Annotated in this window: 17 protein-coding genes and 1 tRNA gene; all 18 read right to left on the reverse strand. The window is 37.7% G+C overall.

Going from position 1 to position 19,695, the window contains the following annotated elements:
• Positions 1–13 precede the first annotated feature (13 nt).
• The 18 genes from HMPREF0874_RS03385 to ttdA all read right to left on the reverse strand — a co-directional run bounded on the left by HMPREF0874_RS03385 (position 14) and on the right by ttdA (position 19,477).
• Complete coding sequence (locus tag HMPREF0874_RS03385) at positions 14–646, reverse strand: hypothetical protein (RefSeq protein WP_039965057.1); 633 nt, start codon at positions 644–646, stop codon at positions 14–16.
• Between the two features lie 190 nt (positions 647–836).
• Positions 837–2,525: a glutamine--tRNA ligase/YqeY domain fusion protein gene (locus HMPREF0874_RS03390; protein WP_008601463.1), complete on the reverse strand. Its 1,689-nt coding sequence runs from the start codon at positions 2,523–2,525 to the stop codon at positions 837–839.
• An 82-nt stretch (positions 2,526–2,607) separates the two neighbouring features.
• Positions 2,608–3,657: a D-glycerate dehydrogenase gene (locus tag HMPREF0874_RS03395; RefSeq protein ID WP_008601465.1), complete on the reverse strand. Its 1,050-nt coding sequence runs from the start codon at positions 3,655–3,657 to the stop codon at positions 2,608–2,610.
• Positions 3,658–3,780: 123 nt separating this feature from the next.
• A complete protein-coding gene (gene mscL / locus HMPREF0874_RS03400) occupies positions 3,781–4,248 on the reverse strand; it encodes a large conductance mechanosensitive channel protein MscL (RefSeq protein ID WP_039965058.1) in 468 nt (155 codons plus the stop codon).
• A gap of 284 nt (positions 4,249–4,532) precedes the next feature.
• Positions 4,533–6,200 (reverse strand): ATP-dependent endonuclease, encoded by a 1,668-nt coding sequence (locus tag HMPREF0874_RS03405; RefSeq protein ID WP_039965060.1) that lies wholly within the window; start codon positions 6,198–6,200, stop codon positions 4,533–4,535.
• Positions 6,201–6,372: 172 nt separating this feature from the next.
• Complete coding sequence (locus HMPREF0874_RS03410; RefSeq protein WP_008601469.1) at positions 6,373–7,260, reverse strand: DMT family transporter; 888 nt, start codon at positions 7,258–7,260, stop codon at positions 6,373–6,375.
• Positions 7,261–7,470: 210 nt separating this feature from the next.
• Entirely contained in the window at positions 7,471–8,970 is a 1,500-nt protein-coding gene (thrC, locus tag HMPREF0874_RS03415; protein WP_008601471.1) for a threonine synthase, read from the reverse strand.
• Between the two features lie 184 nt (positions 8,971–9,154).
• Positions 9,155–10,096, reverse strand: a complete 942-nt coding sequence (locus HMPREF0874_RS03420; protein ID WP_008601474.1) for a Dyp-type peroxidase — start codon at positions 10,094–10,096, stop codon at positions 9,155–9,157.
• A 282-nt stretch (positions 10,097–10,378) separates the two neighbouring features.
• A tRNA-Lys gene (locus tag HMPREF0874_RS03425) sits at positions 10,379–10,454 on the reverse strand.
• A gap of 83 nt (positions 10,455–10,537) precedes the next feature.
• A complete protein-coding gene (locus HMPREF0874_RS03430; RefSeq protein ID WP_008601476.1) occupies positions 10,538–10,840 on the reverse strand; it encodes a hypothetical protein in 303 nt (100 codons plus the stop codon).
• Position 10,841: 1 nt separating this feature from the next.
• Complete coding sequence (moaA, locus tag HMPREF0874_RS03435) at positions 10,842–11,807, reverse strand: GTP 3',8-cyclase MoaA (protein WP_008601478.1); 966 nt, start codon at positions 11,805–11,807, stop codon at positions 10,842–10,844.
• Positions 11,808–11,833: 26 nt separating this feature from the next.
• On the reverse strand, positions 11,834–12,274 hold the full coding sequence (locus HMPREF0874_RS03440; RefSeq protein WP_008601479.1) for an MOSC domain-containing protein: 441 nt from the start codon (positions 12,272–12,274) through the stop codon (positions 11,834–11,836).
• Between the two features lie 214 nt (positions 12,275–12,488).
• On the reverse strand, positions 12,489–13,817 hold the full coding sequence (locus tag HMPREF0874_RS03445; protein ID WP_039965062.1) for a nucleobase:cation symporter-2 family protein: 1,329 nt from the start codon (positions 13,815–13,817) through the stop codon (positions 12,489–12,491).
• A gap of 181 nt (positions 13,818–13,998) precedes the next feature.
• Positions 13,999–14,616: a cyclodeaminase/cyclohydrolase family protein gene (locus HMPREF0874_RS03450; protein ID WP_008601483.1), complete on the reverse strand. Its 618-nt coding sequence runs from the start codon at positions 14,614–14,616 to the stop codon at positions 13,999–14,001.
• 29 nt (positions 14,617–14,645) lie between these two features.
• Complete coding sequence (locus HMPREF0874_RS03455; protein ID WP_008601486.1) at positions 14,646–16,316, reverse strand: formate--tetrahydrofolate ligase; 1,671 nt, start codon at positions 16,314–16,316, stop codon at positions 14,646–14,648.
• A 276-nt stretch (positions 16,317–16,592) separates the two neighbouring features.
• Positions 16,593–17,861, reverse strand: coding sequence for an SLC13 family permease (locus HMPREF0874_RS03460; protein WP_008601488.1), 1,269 nt, complete (start codon positions 17,859–17,861; stop codon positions 16,593–16,595).
• A gap of 102 nt (positions 17,862–17,963) precedes the next feature.
• The gene (gene ttdB / locus HMPREF0874_RS03465; RefSeq protein ID WP_008601490.1) at positions 17,964–18,575 is read right to left on the reverse strand and encodes a L(+)-tartrate dehydratase subunit beta; all 612 of its coding nucleotides are present in this window, start codon (positions 18,573–18,575) and stop codon (positions 17,964–17,966) included.
• Positions 18,575–19,477, reverse strand: a complete 903-nt coding sequence (ttdA, locus tag HMPREF0874_RS03470) for a L(+)-tartrate dehydratase subunit alpha (RefSeq protein WP_021148394.1) — start codon at positions 19,475–19,477, stop codon at positions 18,575–18,577. Before ttdA ends, ttdB begins: the two co-directional genes overlap by 1 nt.
• Between the last annotated feature and the right edge of the window lie 218 nt (positions 19,478–19,695).

Here is a 19,695-nt window from a genome sequence, read left to right on the forward strand (position 1 = left end):
CAATAATTATTTATTATTTGGTATGTAATAAACCTTTAACTTTAGGGAATACAACACTATCATTAGCTTCATCAACAGCGATTAAATGAGCATTTGGTCCTGTATATTTATCTTCAGAAATACTAATATGTAATATCTCATTATAAGAATTATTATTAGCTACACTTTTATATTTCAATGTACCTTCATAGGCATTGCCTTGTTTTACTAATGGATTTATTACCGTAAAAGTGCCAAGCGCAGGGCTCTCACCCTTGTTAATAGCAGCGGCCAATGCACCAATTGAGGAAGAATCTGTATTCATATGTTTTGCTTCACTCATACGACCAGATAATTGTTTACCTAATACAACATTAGCATAAACAGCATATCGCATTTCGTTTTCTGTTTTAATATTTAATGTATATACATCTGCAGAAGATACACCTGCTTCAAGAAGTACAGATTTAACGTCTTGTTTCCCTTCCCCTGCAAATAATGCTTTAGGATTGTTTTGATACATAGTAACACCTTCAGGCAATTTAACACCTTGATATGTTACAGTTTGACTTCTATTTAAAATGGACTTGATATTTGCTGCAGAACCAGTAGCTGGCACAGATGCCAACACAGCCGCTGCCATAGCAAGTAATACTAATTTCTTCATGTTTTTCCTCATCAAAGCTTTAATATAATAAGCTAGCAATACAACATCTAGAGATTAAAGCCAAACAATGGCTTAGGCTATTCTAAATATCTATTGTCATTAAAGTATTTATAGTAATAACCCAGTGTTAAAGAACCGCCCACCAAGGAGCGGTTCTTTAACATTATAGTAATATAAAATAAGCGTTATATTATTTCTTTTGTGCCTTAGCCCAACTATCGCGTAAACCAACAATACGGTTCATCACAATATGGTCTGAAGTACTGTCTTTATCAGTTACAAAGTAACCTTGACGCAAGAATTGGAAATGATCACCTGGTACAGTATTAGCAAGACATGCTTCCCCTTTACTATGGAATACTTGTAAGGAGTCATGGTTGAAATCGCCCAAGAAGTCTTTACCATCCGAATCTTCTTTAAGTAAATAATCATATAAGCGAGATTCAATATCTACTGCAGTAGATGCTTCAACCCAGTGCAATGTCCCTTTTACCTTACGAGTGCAACCGCTACCACTCTTAGTTTCTGGATCATATGTACAGTGTATTTCTGTAATATTGCCATTTTCATCTTTAATAACATCAGTACATGTAATGAAGTATGCACCTTTTAAGCGTACTTCTTTACCTGGTGCCAAGCGGAAAAATTTCTTAACTGGTTCTTCCATAAAGTCATTGCGTTCAATGTAGATTTCACGACCGAATACAACTTCACGGTTACCCAACTCTTCATTTTCTGGATTGTTTTCAACTGTGCAAAGTTCAGTTTGACCTTCTGGATAGTTCGTAATAACAACTTTCACAGGATCAATAACTACCATAGGGCGTGTAGCTTTGAGTTTCAAATCTTCACGGATACAGAACTCAAGCAAAGCAATATCAACAACGCTATCCGCCTTCGCTACACCAATGCGATCACAGAAATCACGAATAGATTCCGGTGTATAACCACGGCGGCGCAAACCTGAAATTGTCGGCATACGGGGATCATCCCAACCAGCTACAAGGCCTGCCTCAACAAGAGCACCCAATTTACGTTTGGACATAACCATTTTAGTTACATTCAAGCGAGCAAACTCAATTTGTTGAGGAATTTCAGTATCATCCCATTCCTCTAACACCCAATCATATAATGGCCGGTGAACTTCAAATTCCAATGTACAAATAGAATGCGTAATGCGTTCAATAGCATCTTCAATAGGATGGGCAAAATCATACATAGGGTAAATTTTCCACTCATTACCCGTATTATGATGCTCTGTATTTACAATACGATAAATAACAGGATCACGCATTACGATATTAGGATGCGCCATATCGATTTTTGCACGCAATACCTTTTCCCCATCTTTATACTTGCCAGCCTTCATTTCTTCGAAGAGTGCCAAGTTTTCTTCTACACTACGCTCACGGTATGGACTATTGACACCAGGAGTAGAGAAATCGCCGCGATTTTGTTTAATTTCATCTGCACTTTGATCATCTACATAAGCCTTGCCAAGGGTGATTAATTTCTTAGCATACTCATACATTTGGTCAAAATAATCAGATGCATAGCGTGGTTGTTCATTCCAATCAAATCCAAGCCATTTAACGTCTTCCATGATGGAGTTTACATATTCGACATCTTCTTTTACAGGATTTGTATCATCAAAGCGAAGATTTGTTAAGCCATTGTATTGTTTACCAATACCAAAGTTGAGGCAAATAGATTTAGCATGTCCAATATGCAAGTAACCATTTGGTTCTGGTGGAAAGCGAGTCAATACACGGCCACCGTATTTGCCAGTTTCGTTATCTTTGTTGATAATAGCTTCAATAAAGTTAACAGATACAACTTCTTCAGGAGCTACATCTTTTTCAATGTCTTTATGTTCCAACGTTCTTACCTCCATAGGAAAAATATTCTTTTATTTTACCATATTTTGTATAAAACCGCATATCTTTTAATGTCTTCCACTTTTAGTCGAAATCAGTTAAATCAACGCCAGCCTTTTTAAGCTCTTCTAGCGCAGACTCTACATCCATTTGAGGTTTCTTATAATTTACTTCTTCATTTACACATGTTTTTAAAGGTTTCTTATGAACGCCGGCAATAATATTATCCGCTGTCAAAATAGACATGTCATAACGAGTTCTATCTGTGTAAGAGCCAATATGCGGTACAATAAGGCAGTTTTCTACATCTAACAATGGATGATCCGCTGGTAATGGTTCTGGATCCGTTACATCGAGGGCAGCATAATCGATTTCACCCGTTTTAAGAGCATTGATAAGTGCATCAGTATCTACGATAGGTCCACGACCAACATTAACAAATAAAGCTGTATTCTTCATCTTCTTGAAAAACGCTTCATCACACATATGATATGTTTCATCTGTCAATGGAGCCATAACGCATACTACATCACTAATGGCTAATAAATCATCTAACTCCATATAAGTAGTCTTATGAATCTTATCATCCAAACGTTGATTACGATTATGATACACAACAGTCATACCAAACGCACGGGCACGTCGAGAAATGGATACGCCGATAGCCCCCATGCCAATGATACCAAGAGTGCGACGACTTAAATCAAAACCTTTAATATTAGAAGGTCTTTGAGCCCAACGACCGTCTTTTACAAAGTTAGCATTTTCTATAATACGACGACTAGCCGTGGCAATCAACGTAAATGCAAGTTCTGCTACCGTTTCATTGAGAACACCTGGCGTATTGCCATAAGGAATACCTGCCACTGTTAGTTCATCAATATTTACATTATCATAACCTACGGCCGCTTGTGCTATAACCTTTAAATTTGGCGCATTCTTTACAAGATCACCATCTACATCTAAAGGTCGTACACACCACAAACCATCCGCATCAATGAGCCATTCCTTCAGTACCTCACGAGGCATCACTGTTTTTTCAGTCCATTGGCGCACATCTACATGCTCTTTTAAATATGCAATCGCATCTTTGCGAACCAGTCCATTTACTACTACTAGAGGTTTCTTTTCCATGTATATCCCTCCCTAAAAAATTCTATATATTATAATTATATTTTATACTAGAAAGCTAACGTAATACAACAAAAAGGAGTAAGGTCAAAACCTCACTCCTTTTATGTATAATTTAAATTTGAACTAGTTCAAATCTGCAGTACAGTTAGGGCATTTAACTGCATTGATATTGATTTCAGATTTACAGAATTGACATTCTTTCGTTGCAGGTGCTTCTGCAACTTCCTCTTCTTTCGCAGATTTCATCATTTTAGCCAAACCACGAACCATCAAGAATACAACAAATGCCAAAATCAAGAATTGAATCAAATCAGTAATAAATGTACCATATGGCAATACAGATCCAGCTGCACGAGCTGTAGCAATATCAGCACCAGACATGAATGCATCTTTAGAACCTGTGCTCAATGGCAAGTACAAATTACTAAAATCAATACCACCTGTGAATACACTGAGAATAGGCATGAATAGGTTGTTTACAACAGAATTAACCAATGCTGTGAAAGCAGCACCAATAATCATACCAATAGCTAGGTCCATCATATTGCCTTTGAAAGCAAATGCTTTAAAGTCATTTAGAAAGTCTTTCATTTTCATACTCCTAGATACGTTTAATTGAGAATGCATTAATAACAGTACTAATCATAAAATAAAGATAAAAAGATGTCAAGAAATTTCGATGTAGTTTTTAAAATTTAGTTAATATAGTTTTTTATAATTCTATCTATTATAGTAATAAATCGCTTATTATGCGTATTTTTTACACCATATTTCCTATGCCTACACTCTAAAACGCTATGTTACCTTCGAAAAAATAGAGTCTAACAAAACTTTGGTCAGACTCTATTAATTAGAAGTAGTAATGTATTACTCCATTAACCTAAGCCTAGCGAAAGAAGTTTAGCACGCTCTATTACTGCAATAAATGCAGGTGGTATCATGGAAGCATCTAAAAATTGACTAATACGTCGCCCTACAATTACTCCTTTATTAGCATAAAACCAAGAGAAGTAATAGATATGTAAATCATCCAACTTACGATCCGAAATATTTGGTAAACATCGTTGTACAATTTGGCTTTTAGTAATACCTAATTTAGCATAACCACGCCGCGCCATATCCTTTGTTACCATTGGACGAGCGTCATCAATAATGTCCTTGATGATGGCATCCATTATGGAACGCTTGTGCATCGCAAGTAGATACGATACAAAATCCATTTCAAAACAAATTTCCTCCGTATAGAATATATTGCTATGTGCTTTTGCATATTTTCCCTCTACATCGCGATCATAGAGAGCTACTGTAGGAATAGAGAATCTATTAAACAATTTTTGCAATTTACTGATAGAGGACTCGCCCCGAGCGTTGATAAGACAGATTCCAAAATAGTCAAAGTCCACGCCTAATTTTTTACCAAAGCCTGTAAAGCTACCGTACTCAGTCTCCCCTTCTACGATGATAATACACCGAGCGTATAGAGCCTCTTTTGCCTCAGGAAAATGCATAATCAAGTGTTTCTCTACCTCTTTAGGAAAATTGAAAGTAACTCCACACGCTGCACAGACCATATTATTTTCATCCCGATAAAGCCGAATAATATGACGATAATCGTCAACTAGCGCATCCGTACTGTGAGTAACCACAAAGAGCTGTCCTAACAATCCATCTATTTTAAAAATATCTCGCAGCAATGCTAAAAACTCTTCATTTTCATTAGTTGCAATTTGACGGTAATAATTGAGCACAGCCCGTTGCAAATACGGACTTAAATGTAGCTCAGGCTCATCCACACTTATAAAGATTGGTAAAAACTTGTATCCCTTTGCATCATATACAAGTAAAGATTCTAAATTTGTAGTTGCACTACTCACTTTCATATAAATTTGAGCCAAAATCTTGAGAGCCACAGCCATAATCAATCGTACATTATCAGCAGAATACTTACGTTCCATAGCGGAGGATGTAGACAATACCTCTACAAGATGTTGAATATTGAGCATACAGTAAGGATCTAAATCCTTACGTAAACTAACAATTTCACGCTGAAAATCATCAGTAGGCATTTCTAATCGAGACACATAAGCTTGTAATAGCTGTCCTAATTCTACATATATAGAGGACGGTATAGAAAACAGTTCCTGCTCTGAGGTATCGCGATGACACACATATAAAGCATGACGAATCATAGACAACGGCATAGGCTCAATCCCTGCATCAGTGACTCTGTATAATCGTGGATATACCTCTTGTACAACTTGTTCAAGTCGTAAACGGTAGGTAGGTCCCTCATCAGCAGTATACATGCTTTTATAATTTAACTCACCTAGAGATATTTCAAAATCAATGCGAATAGGCTTATTTACATCCGTAAAATCACTTTCAATAAAACCATGGCACTCCATGATAATTTCTAAGAGATCTAAAAAATTAGACTTACCTACCGCATTTTCACCGACAAAGTAATTAATATCATTGTGAAAGCTTAGCGTTACATCGGCTAAGTTCCTATAGTTTTCAATATGCATCCATTTTATATACATAGCTCCTCCGTCTGTAGCTACTTTCAAAATGAAAAAGCTCTAGTATATTTCATTACAATAAATCACTAACTAATACCCCTGTATTTTATCTTTTATGTAAAAAGGTGCCAATCACGAATGTAATCAGCACCCCCACTGTCATATACAGTCTGATACTGTATATATTCGACATTTATTTAATTTTATCCTCTATAACCTTGCCCTCTCTTAATGGACCACTCTGTTCTTTAAGACGCGCCAACATGACAGAGGATATAAACATGGCAATACCAGCGCCCACTGTTGCTATAGATAAGCTTTCACCAAAGATCAAGAACCCATAGAAGGAACTAATAAATACGCCAACGTATTGCAAGAATTGAGCCACTACAGCATTGGTCGTAACAAAGGCGCCAGTCAAGAAAAACTGAGCCACTACACTAATACCACCGATAGCGAAGATAATGAGCCAATCTGTACCTTGAGGCATAACGAGCTTATCAGTAGTGACGAGGCCCGCAATCATGCCAGTAATCATGAAATAGGCCATGATTTCAAAATTACTATGTTTTCCGCGTTTACTAATAGTTCGTATCGTCGTATAGGCCGCCGCAGCTAAAGCAGCACCTAAAATTGCTACCAATGCATACCAAGAAAATGATTCATAACTAAAAGGATTTACCATTACTAAGACAGCAATCAAAATGACTCCAAGCCATTTGCCAGCCCCTTTAGGTATCGATTCCTTCAGAAACAGAGCACTAAAGATAAAAACAAATATTCCTGTCGTCTGAAATAGAATTGTTGCATCAGATAATTTTATGTGTACCAATGCTATGAAATTACATACCATACCAAAACCGCCGTATAAGCCACGCATGACGAGGAGCCCCCGATCCTCTTTTGAAAAACGGATGCCCTTCACATACATAATAATGAGCACCGCAACAGTCCCAAAGAACCCACGGGCAAAAGCGATCTCCCCAGGTGGAATATTTGTCCCTAACAGTTTTACAAATACATTCATCGTACTAAATAAAAGTGCGGATAACAATGCATATATAAGGCCCTTTTTAGCCATAGCCCCTCCTATAATTATATTTCTCTATATAATTATAAACCCATATTTCTATAAATAATGAATACATCAATACATACTAACAAAATTCCATATCATATGATGAATGTTAATTTAATGAGAAAATGAATTTAATTGGTTAATCAATAAAAAATGATTACTCAATAAAAAACATATAGATATGCCGCCCTTCTAAGGAAAGGCGGCATTGTATTATTTAGAGAATGTATCTACAAAATCTAAGATTTCTTGTTTCATATTCTCTTTGTCGATTGCTTTTGTAAAGCGCAATGGTTTGGATTGTAAGGCTTCCAATTGTTTAGGGAAGGCAACACCCGTTACAGCAGAGATATTATCTAAGCTTTCATAAGGAGTCTCGCCCACCTTGATATCCAATGCCTCACAGATTGGTGTAGGAAATTTAAATGGATGTGCTGTAGATGCAATCACTGTATGACGAGCGCCATCTTCAGGATGCTTCTCCAACTCCTTCATATACGCCCCCATAGCAACTGCCGTATGAGGATCCATTACATAACCGTAAGAATTATATACTTGTTCAATGATTGCTTTTGTTTCTTCATCATCAACGTAGGCACCAGCAAAATCAGTCTTAACACGTTTGAACTCTTCTTCATTAACAGTTAATTTGCCTGTTGTTTTAAGATCTTTCATCCATCCTACTGTACGTTCGCTATCTTCACCAGAAATATAATATAAGAATCGTTCAAAGTTAGAGGATTCAAGAATATCCATAGATGGAGAAATCGTCGTATAGAATGGGCGGTTCATATCGTAGGTACCGTTTTCAAAGAAGTCAGTAAGTACGTTATTTTGATTAGATGCACAAATCAATTTGCCGATAGGAATCCCCATTTTTTTAGCATAGTAAGCAGCCAAGATATTACCGAAGTTACCTGTTGGAACTACAACGTTGAAAGCTTCATCTTCATGGATTGCACCTTGTGCAACCAGTTCAGCATAGGCATTTACATAGTAAACTACTTGTGGAGCTAAACGACCAATATTGATAGAGTTCGCACTGGAGAACATAATCCCTTTTTCAGCAACCTCTTCAGCAGTCGCTTTATCAACAAAGAGGCGTTTCAAGAATTGTTGAGCATCGTCAAAATTGCCATGAATAGCCGTAACATTAACATTCTCCCCTTCTTGTTTTTGCATTTGTTCCGCTTGCATAGGACTAACGCCATCAGTCGGGTAGAATACTTGAATATGAGTTCCCGGTACATCCTTGAAGCCCTCAAGAGCTGCTTTACCAGTATCACCAGAGGTAGCCGTTAAGATAAGAACCTCTTTTTTCTCACCTTCCGCCTCTTTAGCTGCCACTAACAAATATGGGAATAAGGACAAGGCCATATCTTTGAAAGCTTGTGTGCGGCCATGGAATAATTCCAATACGGAAACCTTTTCCAATAAAGAGTGTAATGGTGCAATATCACGGGTGCTGAAGTTAGCATCGCAATAAGCAGAATTAATCATTTCATTTAAATGAGCTTCGGAAAAGCATGGAAACAACTTTGCTAAAACAACGGCTGCTACTTCTTGGTAGTTTTTATCTTTCACATCATTGTAAGTTAAGCAGTTTGTAGGAAATAAAGATGGTACATATAGGCCACCATCCTCTGCTAAGCCGTGCAACAATGCATATGTTTCATTTACCGCAACGGTACCTCGGGTGCTAGTATAATTCATGGAATACCTCATTCATGACTACAATGGATTTTTACGAGTTTAATAGATTTATTATAGCATAAAAGCGCCCACTTGGGGCGCTTTCTATAGAATTATATAATAAATTTTTAATCTAATAGATAAAACCAAATATTACTAACTAATTAAGTGAATATACAGCTTTCCAATATTAATCAGAATTCGGTTATAGTTCACCTTCCGCAATAGCATCCAATGTATCAAGAGATGGGATGAAGAATAACATGCCAGTAATAGGTTTGGAGTAATCAAGCAATTTATCGTTTTGCGTAAACATATTGGTAAGCATTGTTTTAGTTACATCCCAGTAACGAGCATAACCGATGAAATATGTACCACGTACGCCATGTCCTGGTTGGGCAAATGGAACATTCATACGAACGATTTTGTGTTCTTCATCATCACGATTATCTTGAGCCACTACATTGTGAGCTGCCGGATCTTTTTCATCATCCTCCAATTCGATATCACTAAATTTGCGACGACCAATGAATTTTTCTTGCATTTCTGTAGGAAGTGCACGCCATGCATCAAGATCATGTTCATATTTCTGTGCAAATGCATAAGAGCCATTAGTAAATTCAGGATCTTCATCTCCAATAACGCCCCACTCTACAGCCTCTTGGCCAACAGGGTTTTCCGTACCATCAACGAAATCAATAATCGCACGACCTTGTTCGTAGTGGAAGCCATGGGTTTCATCTACAACAGATGTAATAGGGCGTAAGAACTCCATAATTTGATCTACTACAGTATACGTAACAGATTCATCATTAGAGCGGACATGCAAAAATAAGTCAGCTGCTACAGCTGGTACATCTTGTTTATCACCTTTTATGCCTTGGAAGTCTTCTAACTCTTTTGGTACCGGTGCATTAGGGAACAAATAATCCCATGCCTTACGGCTAAAGCCAAAGGCAATGCCCAAACCTTCCCCATTAGCGCGAATACTAACAGAACGTTTAATGGCTTGAATACGATCTGCCATATCTTGAATCACTTCAAGCTCTGCCTCATGATCTTTACGGTTTAATAACAAAGTGGTGAAGTTGACACTTTGGCCAGCATCTTTATACACATCTTGTGTTCTAGAAACATCTACTGCCATTTGGTACCTCCTAATGAGAAAAACTATTATAAAACCATCATAAGCTATTATAGTTTTACTGTCTATAAAATATATTATATTGTATCAATACTATATTCCATTAATGTTAAAGTTTATAAACTTAATTGAATCAATGACTACTTGTTTGAGAAAAATAGGATTAAACCACAACGTATTTTAACCATGTAAATAACTATATAAAGGCTAAAAAGATATGCAAAAAGCTAAAAGAAAAATATTTACACAAAAAAAGAACTCACACAAAATGTGAGTTCTTTACTCTGGTGGACCACCAGGGGTTCGAACCCTGGACACCCTGATTAAGAGTCAGGTGCTCTGCCAGCTGAGCTAGTGGTCCATGACATGAATAATTATATGCTTATTTTATAGGAATGTAAAGAAAATTTATTACACTCCTATAAAATATCAACATTCATATTATTAATATTGTAATACCCAATCCTTCATAATATTACAGGCCTCAGTAGGGAGTAAATCACTAGTCCCTACGCAGTTTTCACCACTATATAGTTGAAGCACACTATGAGTGCGGCTTACTTCTTTAACAATAATATTCGTTAAATTAGACTTAGGAACGCTAAACTGTAACCCATAACGACCAAAATAGGTAAAAACAGACTCTTGTGTATCGTATTCTATATGGACTTGAAGCATCTTGCCTCCAGGCCAGCATGATTCAATATTTTCCTTTGATCTAGGCTTTAAAAAATCAAAAAATCCCATACTACCCTCCGATTCGCCACATTGGTCGTTCTGGTTGCTCCATGCCTATACCATCATGTCGTTCTTGTTTTCGTTGCAAAGCACGTTCGATATGCGTGGCTAAAGCCTCTTCTGAGGCACCATTGCGCACGAGCGATACAAGATCAGCCTCATCATCTCGCAACAAGCACAATCGCATTTGACCATCAGATGTAAGGCGCACACGATTGCATGTATCACAATAACTATGAGACATAGAAAAAATAAAGCCTACAGCCTTACCACTAGGTAGTGCCAAATATGTAGCTGGACCAAAGCCATAAACAGAATGAACCTCTGTGAGAGATCCGCCACTAACGCGTTCTAATTGTTCCTTCCATTCATCAAAGGTAGGCCCATGAAAGGCATCACCTTGGAACGGCATGTATTCAATAAACCGCCAAACAACAGGCCATTTTTCAACATATTGTAATAAAGATTTAACTTCATCATCGGACCAATAACGAGATAAAACCGTATTAATCTTAACGGATTTAAAGTTAGCATTAATAGCACTACGTATACCGTCGAGAACAGACTCCAACTGTCCCGCTTTACCAACACAAGCAGCAAAAGCTTCAGTTTCAAGAGAGTCCAAACTAATATTCACACGATTCAAGCCAAATTTTTTTAACCGTTGCGCTCGTGAAGCTAATAGACTGCCATTGGTAGTCATAGAGATATCTTCAAACCAACCTGATTCTTTGATGCGACCTAGTAGTTCTTCAATATGTGGATAGAGCAAAGGCTCACCACCTGTGAGGCGTACTGCCTTCACACCAATATGATGGAAAGCTCCTAAAATGGTCATCCATTCATCAACAGACAATAGTTGCGTTTGACTTTGAGGAGTAATTTCTGCAGGTCGGCAGTAGGGACAACAAAAATTACACGCATCTGTCAGCGACAGACGTACATATTCAATAGTACGGCCCCATGCGTCTTTCATAATACACCTCGTTTACCAACTCAAAATTATTTAATAATAGATACTTCATCACCTACGCGAATCGTACCGTTTTTAAGAACCTTACCAAAGATACCTTGTGTAGGCATAATGCAAGAACCAACTTGTTTCATGATTTCGCAACCATGATGGCATTCCTTGCCAATTTGAGTAATTTCAAGAATCACATCAGCCCCTACTTGTAAGTGAGTCCCTACAGCTAATTCATAAAGAACCATACCTTCTACTGTAATGTTTTCAGCGAAATCACCAGGTTTAACATCTGCACCTTGCGCCCGCATATGTTCAATACTAGCGATACCAAGTAAGCTGATTTGACGATGCCAATTTCCTGCATGAGCATCTCCCTCCATCCCATGATCTACAATGAGATTGGCGGATTCAATATTATGTTTTTTTTGCCCTTTTTTCTCACTAATGGAGATAGCAATAATCTTTCCGTCTGCCACGTGCCCCTTCCCTTCTTATGGGAACATTCCATATACATAACTTTTTATAAACACTTAATTGTAAATCCAGACTGTATTCCTATTTTATGAAAGTATCACAAAATAGTTCTACAATTATCTATATATTATAGCATAGTATTCATACATTTTCCCTGTGAATTTAATCACTAAAAAGAACTCTATTCTATAGGAATAGAGTTCTCGTATGTATTATTTAGCGACGGCCCATTTCTTGAATTTCATCGCCATGATTAACACCATTGAGTAATAAGTTAAGCAAGATTGCCGTAATACTACCAAAGGTAATGCCAGATTTTAATATAATTTGTGCCCAATCAGGGAAATTAGCATAAAAGTTCGGCGCCGCAATAGGGATCATAGCCACTCCAATACTAATCGCCACAAGCATCAAGTTATGATTACCATCAAAACTAACCTTGCCAAGAGAGCGGATACCACTGGCAACAATCATGCCAAACATAGCAATGCCAGCACCACCGAGTACTGCATTTGGTATACTAGCAACAATAGCGGCTAATTTAGGGAATAAACCTAACAAAATTAAGATTACTCCAGATGCAGCTACTACAAAGCGACTTTTAACACCTGTAACCGCAATAAGTCCTACATTTTGAGCAAAGGCTGTATATGGGAAACTATTAAGAATTCCCCCTATTAAAGTAGAAATACCATCGGCACGAATAACAGAAGCCAATTCTTTTCGACCTATTGGCTTATCCACAATTTCACCAATAGCAATACTATCACCTGTCGTCTCTACCATGACAACGAGCATGACGATAATCATAGATAATACAGAAGCCCAGTCAAAGGTTGGCAAACCAAAATAGAATGGTTCAATGAAAGCAACCCATTGAGATCGACCAACTTCATCAAAATTAGCAACACCCATTGCAAAGGCAATTGCTGTGCCTACGATCAAGCCTATTAATACAGAAAGATTACTTAAGAAACCTTTAGCAAACTTGTATACAAAGACAACAATTAAGAACGTAAGAAATCCAAGTCCTATGTTCGTATAACTTCCAAATTCTGGATTTCCTACACCGCCCCCCATCCAATTAATGGCAACTGGCATCAAATTAATCCCAATAAGAGTAATTATTGTTCCCGTTACAACAGGGGGAAACAGTCGAATTAGACGGCTAAAGAATGGAGCTACTATAAAAGTAAATAGACCTGCTACAATAATGGCACCGTAAATGGCAGTCATACCATGCTGTGCCCCAATCATAGTCATAGGTCCGACAGATGCAAAGGTAACACCTTGAATCATAGGGATACGCCCACCTATATTACCAAAGCCTAATGTTTGGATTAAGGTCGCAATGCCACAGGTAAACAAGTCGGCTGTAATAAGGCGAATCAAATCCTCTACCGGTAAATTCATCGCCTGTGCCACAATAATCGGTACCGCAACAGCTCCAGCATACATGGCAAGTACATGCTGTAAACCAAAGGCAAAGAGCTGTGGTATGGGCAACATACTATCGACTGTATTTATTGGGTTCTGCTCTGTCATAATGTCTCCTACATAAAACCTCGAAATATTACCCATTTATTTTACACTATCGTTCGGATTTTAACAATAGAAAAAAGAGAACCTATTATACTTATATATACTAACAGGATCTCTTTTTATTATTTCCCGAACTTTTATAATTCGATCGGTTATATTATTCGATTTATATTATAATGTTTTATCATTTATATAACCCTATGATAGACGACTCTTTAACATCAAGATCTTTTTCAATGGCATACATCTTAGATGTTAGTTCTTCTACAAAACTTTCATCTTTAATACCAGATAAATTAATACGCACATTCAAAAAAGCCGATTTCACCGCAGCACGCGCATTAATAGCCGCAATAATACCATCTGTAATAAGGTTTTGATTACCCTTACGAGAGGCTAATTCTGCTAAATCAAATATTTGATTCGCTAATTCTCCAATTTCAAAAGGTACCATAGCAGCATCTTTGTATGCTTGTTGAATAGCAGCTGTACGCGCAGCCTTTTCTTCATCTGTATTCTTTGGCAATCCTAAGGCGTTCATAAAGATATTAAATACATCTGCATCAGCTTGAGATAATTCGAGCATACGATTGCGAATCTCTTCTGCTTTAGCTTGAAGCACTTCCATTTCAGTCTGAACCGCTTCATAGCCTTTTTTACCAAATGTAAGGTTTGCCACCATTTCTGCTAAAGCCGCTCCCGTCGCGGCAGTCAATGCCGCAATAGCACCACCACCTGGCGTTGGCTCTTTAGATGCAGTAGCAGCCACAAAATCTATTACTCGTTGTTCTACTAATTTCATAACATAGCCTCATGTAAAAACACTTTCTATTAGAACAAGCCTTTAATTGTGCCGTCTGCTTCGATATCCATATTAAGAGCAGCAGGACGTTTAGGAAGGCCCGGCATGACCATTACGTCACCTGTACGACACACGATAAAGCCTGCCCCATTAGCAACACGAATATCGGATACAGTAATTGTAAAGCCTGTTGGAGCTCCTAAGAGTGCTGGATTATCGGATAAGGAGTATTGCGTTTTCGCCATACATACAGGCAAACGATCAAGGCCCCAATCTGCTAATTGTTTAATTTGCTTTTTCGCTTTGTCCGTAAAGATAACACCATCGCCACCATAAATAGTTTTAACGATTTTATTAACTTTGTCCTCTAAACTATCTTCTAACTCATATACGAATTTAGGTGTTGGCTTAGGGCCTTCAAGTAACTCTACAACTTTTTTCGCCATATCAGTGCCGCCTTCGCCACCCTTTTCCCAACATTCATTAAGCTCTACAGGCACGCCAAACTCATCACATAGGCGAGTCAACTCAGCAATTTCTGCATCTGTATCGCTAGCAAATTTATTGATTGCCACTAATACAGGCACATTGAAATGACGCATGTTTTCAATTGCTTTTTGTAAGTTGCTGAAACCTTTAGTCACGGCTTCAACATTTTCTGTATTCAACTCTTGTTTTGGTACACCACCATGCATTTTAAGAGCTCGTAATGTAGCTACGATGACGATTGCATCAGGGAAAATATCGCCGTATCGGCATTTAATATCAAGGAACTTTTCAGCACCCAAGTCAGCGCCAAAGCCGGCTTCAGTAACTACGATATCACCAAGTTTAAGTCCTAGTTTTGTAGCTACAATGGAGTTACAACCATGAGCAATATTTGCAAATGGACCGCCGTGAACGATAGCCGGTGTATGTTCTAATGTTTGTACAAGATTTGGTTTAATAGCATCTTTCATAAGAAGTGCCATCGCACCTTGGCATCCAAGTTGATGAACATAAATAGGATCACCTGCTAAGTTACAACCGATAACGATGCGACCAAACCGTGCTTTCAAATCTTCTAAGTCCTTAGCTAAGCAAAGAATAGCCATGATTTCAGAAGCTACAGTAATCATGAAGTGATCTTCTCTAGGGAACCCACATACTTTACCACCGAGTGCAACTGTCACATTGCGAAGAGCACGGTCATTCATATCTAGAACACGAGTCCATGATAATTGACGCAAATCGATTTGCAATTCATTTCCTTGATGGATATGGTTATCGATCATAGCGGATAATAAATTGTTAGCCGCTGTAATAGCATGCATATCACCTGTAAAATGAAGATTGATGTCATCCATAGGTACAACTTGAGCATAACCGCCACCTGCTGCACCACCTTTAATCCCAAAAACAGGTCCTAAGGATGGCTCACGTAATGTAGCAATTGCATTTTTACCGATTTTTTGTAAGCCTTGTACGAGACCAATGCTCGTTGTAGACTTACCTTCCCCTGCTGGTGTTGGCGTAATCGCTGTGACTAGCACCAATTTGCCATCTGGTTTAGATTCTAAACGACGAATAGCATCAAAAGAAATTTTAGCTTTATAATGACCATATTGTTCAATGTCATCAGGTGTTAACCCACATTTATTGGCAATAACCTGAATCTTTTCCATTCTATTCTGTTGGGCAATCTCAATATCGCTTAACATAAAGCCTCCTCGGCACCATGGCCACATAAACCTATATAACAACTATTAGATAGACGTATACGTTTTGTAATATATGTCTACTGTGAATGTATATTTGTACACTTACATTACTCTATTATATGTGAAAGTTTCTCTAATGTCTAATACTTATGTCTAACAAATTTAGTAATCTATCTAATATATAACAAAACAAGCACAATATATGCAGGTAAGCAAGAAAAGGCCCTGACGTAAATATACATCAGGGCTTTCAATATATACCAAATACTTATCTTATTAGAATGGGAATAGGATTGGAAGTAAAATAAGTGCTACGATACTAGATACAACGATAAGTGGTAAACCAGCTTTCACATAATCCATGAAGCTATAGCCAGCTATGTTGTATACCATAGTGTTGGCAGGCATACCAATTGGTGTTGCATATGCCAAGGAGCTTGCAATTACGATAGCTGCAAGAACTGCTTTAGGATCGAAGCCAAGTTGAGAAGCTAGGCTAAGACCGATTGGAACTAGTAAAGCACAAGTAGCTGTATTAGACATAAAGTTTGTCATAAACACACCAAGCACAAAGATTACTACTAACACAACGATTGGAGATGGGCTTGCTCCAAGACTATTAACAATAATGTCAGCAATTACACTACCAGTACCAGTTTTTACCATTGCATCACCGAGAGCCATAGAACCAGCAAATAGCATAATTGTTTTCATGTCGATAGATTTAACAGCTGCCGTTTCGCTAATAACATTAGTAGCTACTAAAACAAGCGCACCTATCCAAGCACTTACATAAAGTTTTACACCTAATTGTTTTTCAAAAATCATAGCAACGACTGTCAGAATCAATATAATCGCAGCAGTCCATTTCTTCCAAGATGGCACATGACTATAATCATCATTACCTTCAAAAGCACCATCTGGTTGGTGGCTTGGAGCATCTGGTAAGAAACGTTTACCAATTGTAGCATAGAATATAGTACCTACGATAAGGATTGGTAAGCCTACTAAACCATAATCAAAGAAATTAAAAGAACCTAAGCCTGCTTGTTGTAATCCTGCTTGAGCAATCATGTTACCAGGAGCACCGATAAGTGAGATATTACCACCCATGGCTGCCGCAAATACGAGAGGCATCAATAACTTAGTTTGTTTAAAACCACTCTTTTTACAAATACCGATAATTACAGGAATCAGTACAGCAGCTGTACCAGTATTAGATAAGAAGCCAGATAAAACACCTGTAATCATCATAACTGCAACGAGCAAGGATGTTTCAGTTTTAGCAAACTTATGAACTACATTACCTACACCTACAGCGACACCTGTTGCAAAGAAAGCTTCACCAATTACAAACATGCCCATAAATAGTAAGACGTTTGGATCCACAAAACCTGCGAACGCTTCTTTAGCGGATAATACCCCACTTAAGTGTAGGCCTACTGCTACAACCATAGCGGTAATAGACAAAGGGATTTTCTCCCACGCAAACATGACGATGGCAAATACCAAGAAGCCAAGAGTTATCATTACACTCGTATCCATATATACCTCCCAATACGTGTAATATACCTAAAAAAGGGTACAAAAAAGGAGGATTGTACAAAATCCGTATAATCCCCCTATTAAGTTAAGCTCACAATGAGATTATTTAATGAAGCTTACGTGTTTATAAATCTCTTCTAACACTTCTTCTTTCTTCGCATTGTATTCTACTTTTTTATTTTCAAAGTAGTTATTACCGTCTGCATCAATAGATACGATGAGCGGACCAAATTCTTTAACCTTAAAAGTCCACAAAGTCTCACACATACCTAATTCACGCCAATTAGCAGATTCTACTTTTTCGACTTCTGTAGCTGCAAGTACGGCATTGCCTGCAGGGAATACACAGTGTAGTGCACCAAAATCTTTGCAGGCACGTGCTGTTTCAGGACCCATACCGCCTTTACCTACAATGAGACGTACCCCCGTCTTTTTAACAAATTCATATTCGAATTTTTCCATACGCATAGATGTAGTAGGACCTACAGATACAACTTCAAATTCATTATCGCTTATAGTGCGAATAATTGGTCCTGCATGAAGTATAGCCCCATCTTTAACATCAACTGGTAGCGTTTTACCTTCTTCTACCACACGACGATGGCCCATATCACGACTAGTTGTAATATGCCCAGTCAAATAAATCACATCACCTGGCTTAATGCCTTCTAAATCAGATTTTTGAATTGGTGTAGTTAATATTTTCTTAGCCATTATAATGTCACTCCTTTATGAGATTTAACTGTGCAATTACCATCCTTGTCAAAGACGAGATCGCCGCGGCGATGATTCCAACAACCTACACTAACAGCACAAGAAATAACAGATGGATGACGTGTACCATGTTCAATATTCACACCTAATACAGTTTTATCCCCACCCATACCTTGAGGTCCAATACCAATTTTATTTATGCCATCCTCTAATAATTGTTCCATGTAAGCCGCTTTTTCATTAGGTGCTTTTGAAGATACAGGACGCATTAATGCCTTTTTAGATAATCCCGCAGCGGTATCAATAGTTGTAGCAATCCCTACACCTACCAATAGTGGAGGACACGCATTCAAGCCATAGCTTGTCATCAAATCAAGAACAAACTTAGCAACACCTTCATAGCCTTCGCCTGGCATCAATGTTTTACCGGATCCTGGCAAGGAACAACCGCCACCAGCCATATAAGGGAAGATTTCTACATCATCGCGACCAGGAATGATATCCCAGTGAATATAAGGTGCAGTGAGGCCAATATTTTTACCAGTATTAAACTCATCAAAAGTTTCTACACAGTTCAATCGTAATGGAGCCTCTTGTGTAGCCTTATAAGTTGCTTCTCTTAGAATATCTTCTAATTCTCCTAGTAAGGGATAATTAGATCCAACCTTTACCCAAAATTGTAATACACCAGTATCTTGACAAGAAGGACGATTAAGCTGAGCTGCTAAATCCATATTGTGTTGCATTGTTTCATAAATAGATTTGGCCATAGGATTTTTTTCATCCTGTGCCAATTCATGAATTTTTTCTTGTACATCATCAGGCAATACCTTTGCCATATAAGAAATGAAATTAGCTATCTTATTTGTCATTTCTTGTACTTGTTGTTCCTTCGTACTCATCGTAAACCTCCAAATGGACTTCATTATTTAAGACGTGATTATTTATGTTTCGAAACCTTAGCTCCTTTCGATGATTTCATTGTACTCTTTTTTTAGGATATAACTATCCAATTTACAAGTTCATTTTCAATGGTAAAAGTCTGTTAAACACATACAAAATTTCCTTAATTATTCTCTTTTAACCCATTAAAAAAATACAATTTCACCTATATGATTGT

The organism is Veillonella sp. 6_1_27, from assembly GCF_000163735.1.
Classification (GTDB): domain Bacteria; phylum Bacillota; class Negativicutes; order Veillonellales; family Veillonellaceae; genus Veillonella; species Veillonella parvula_A.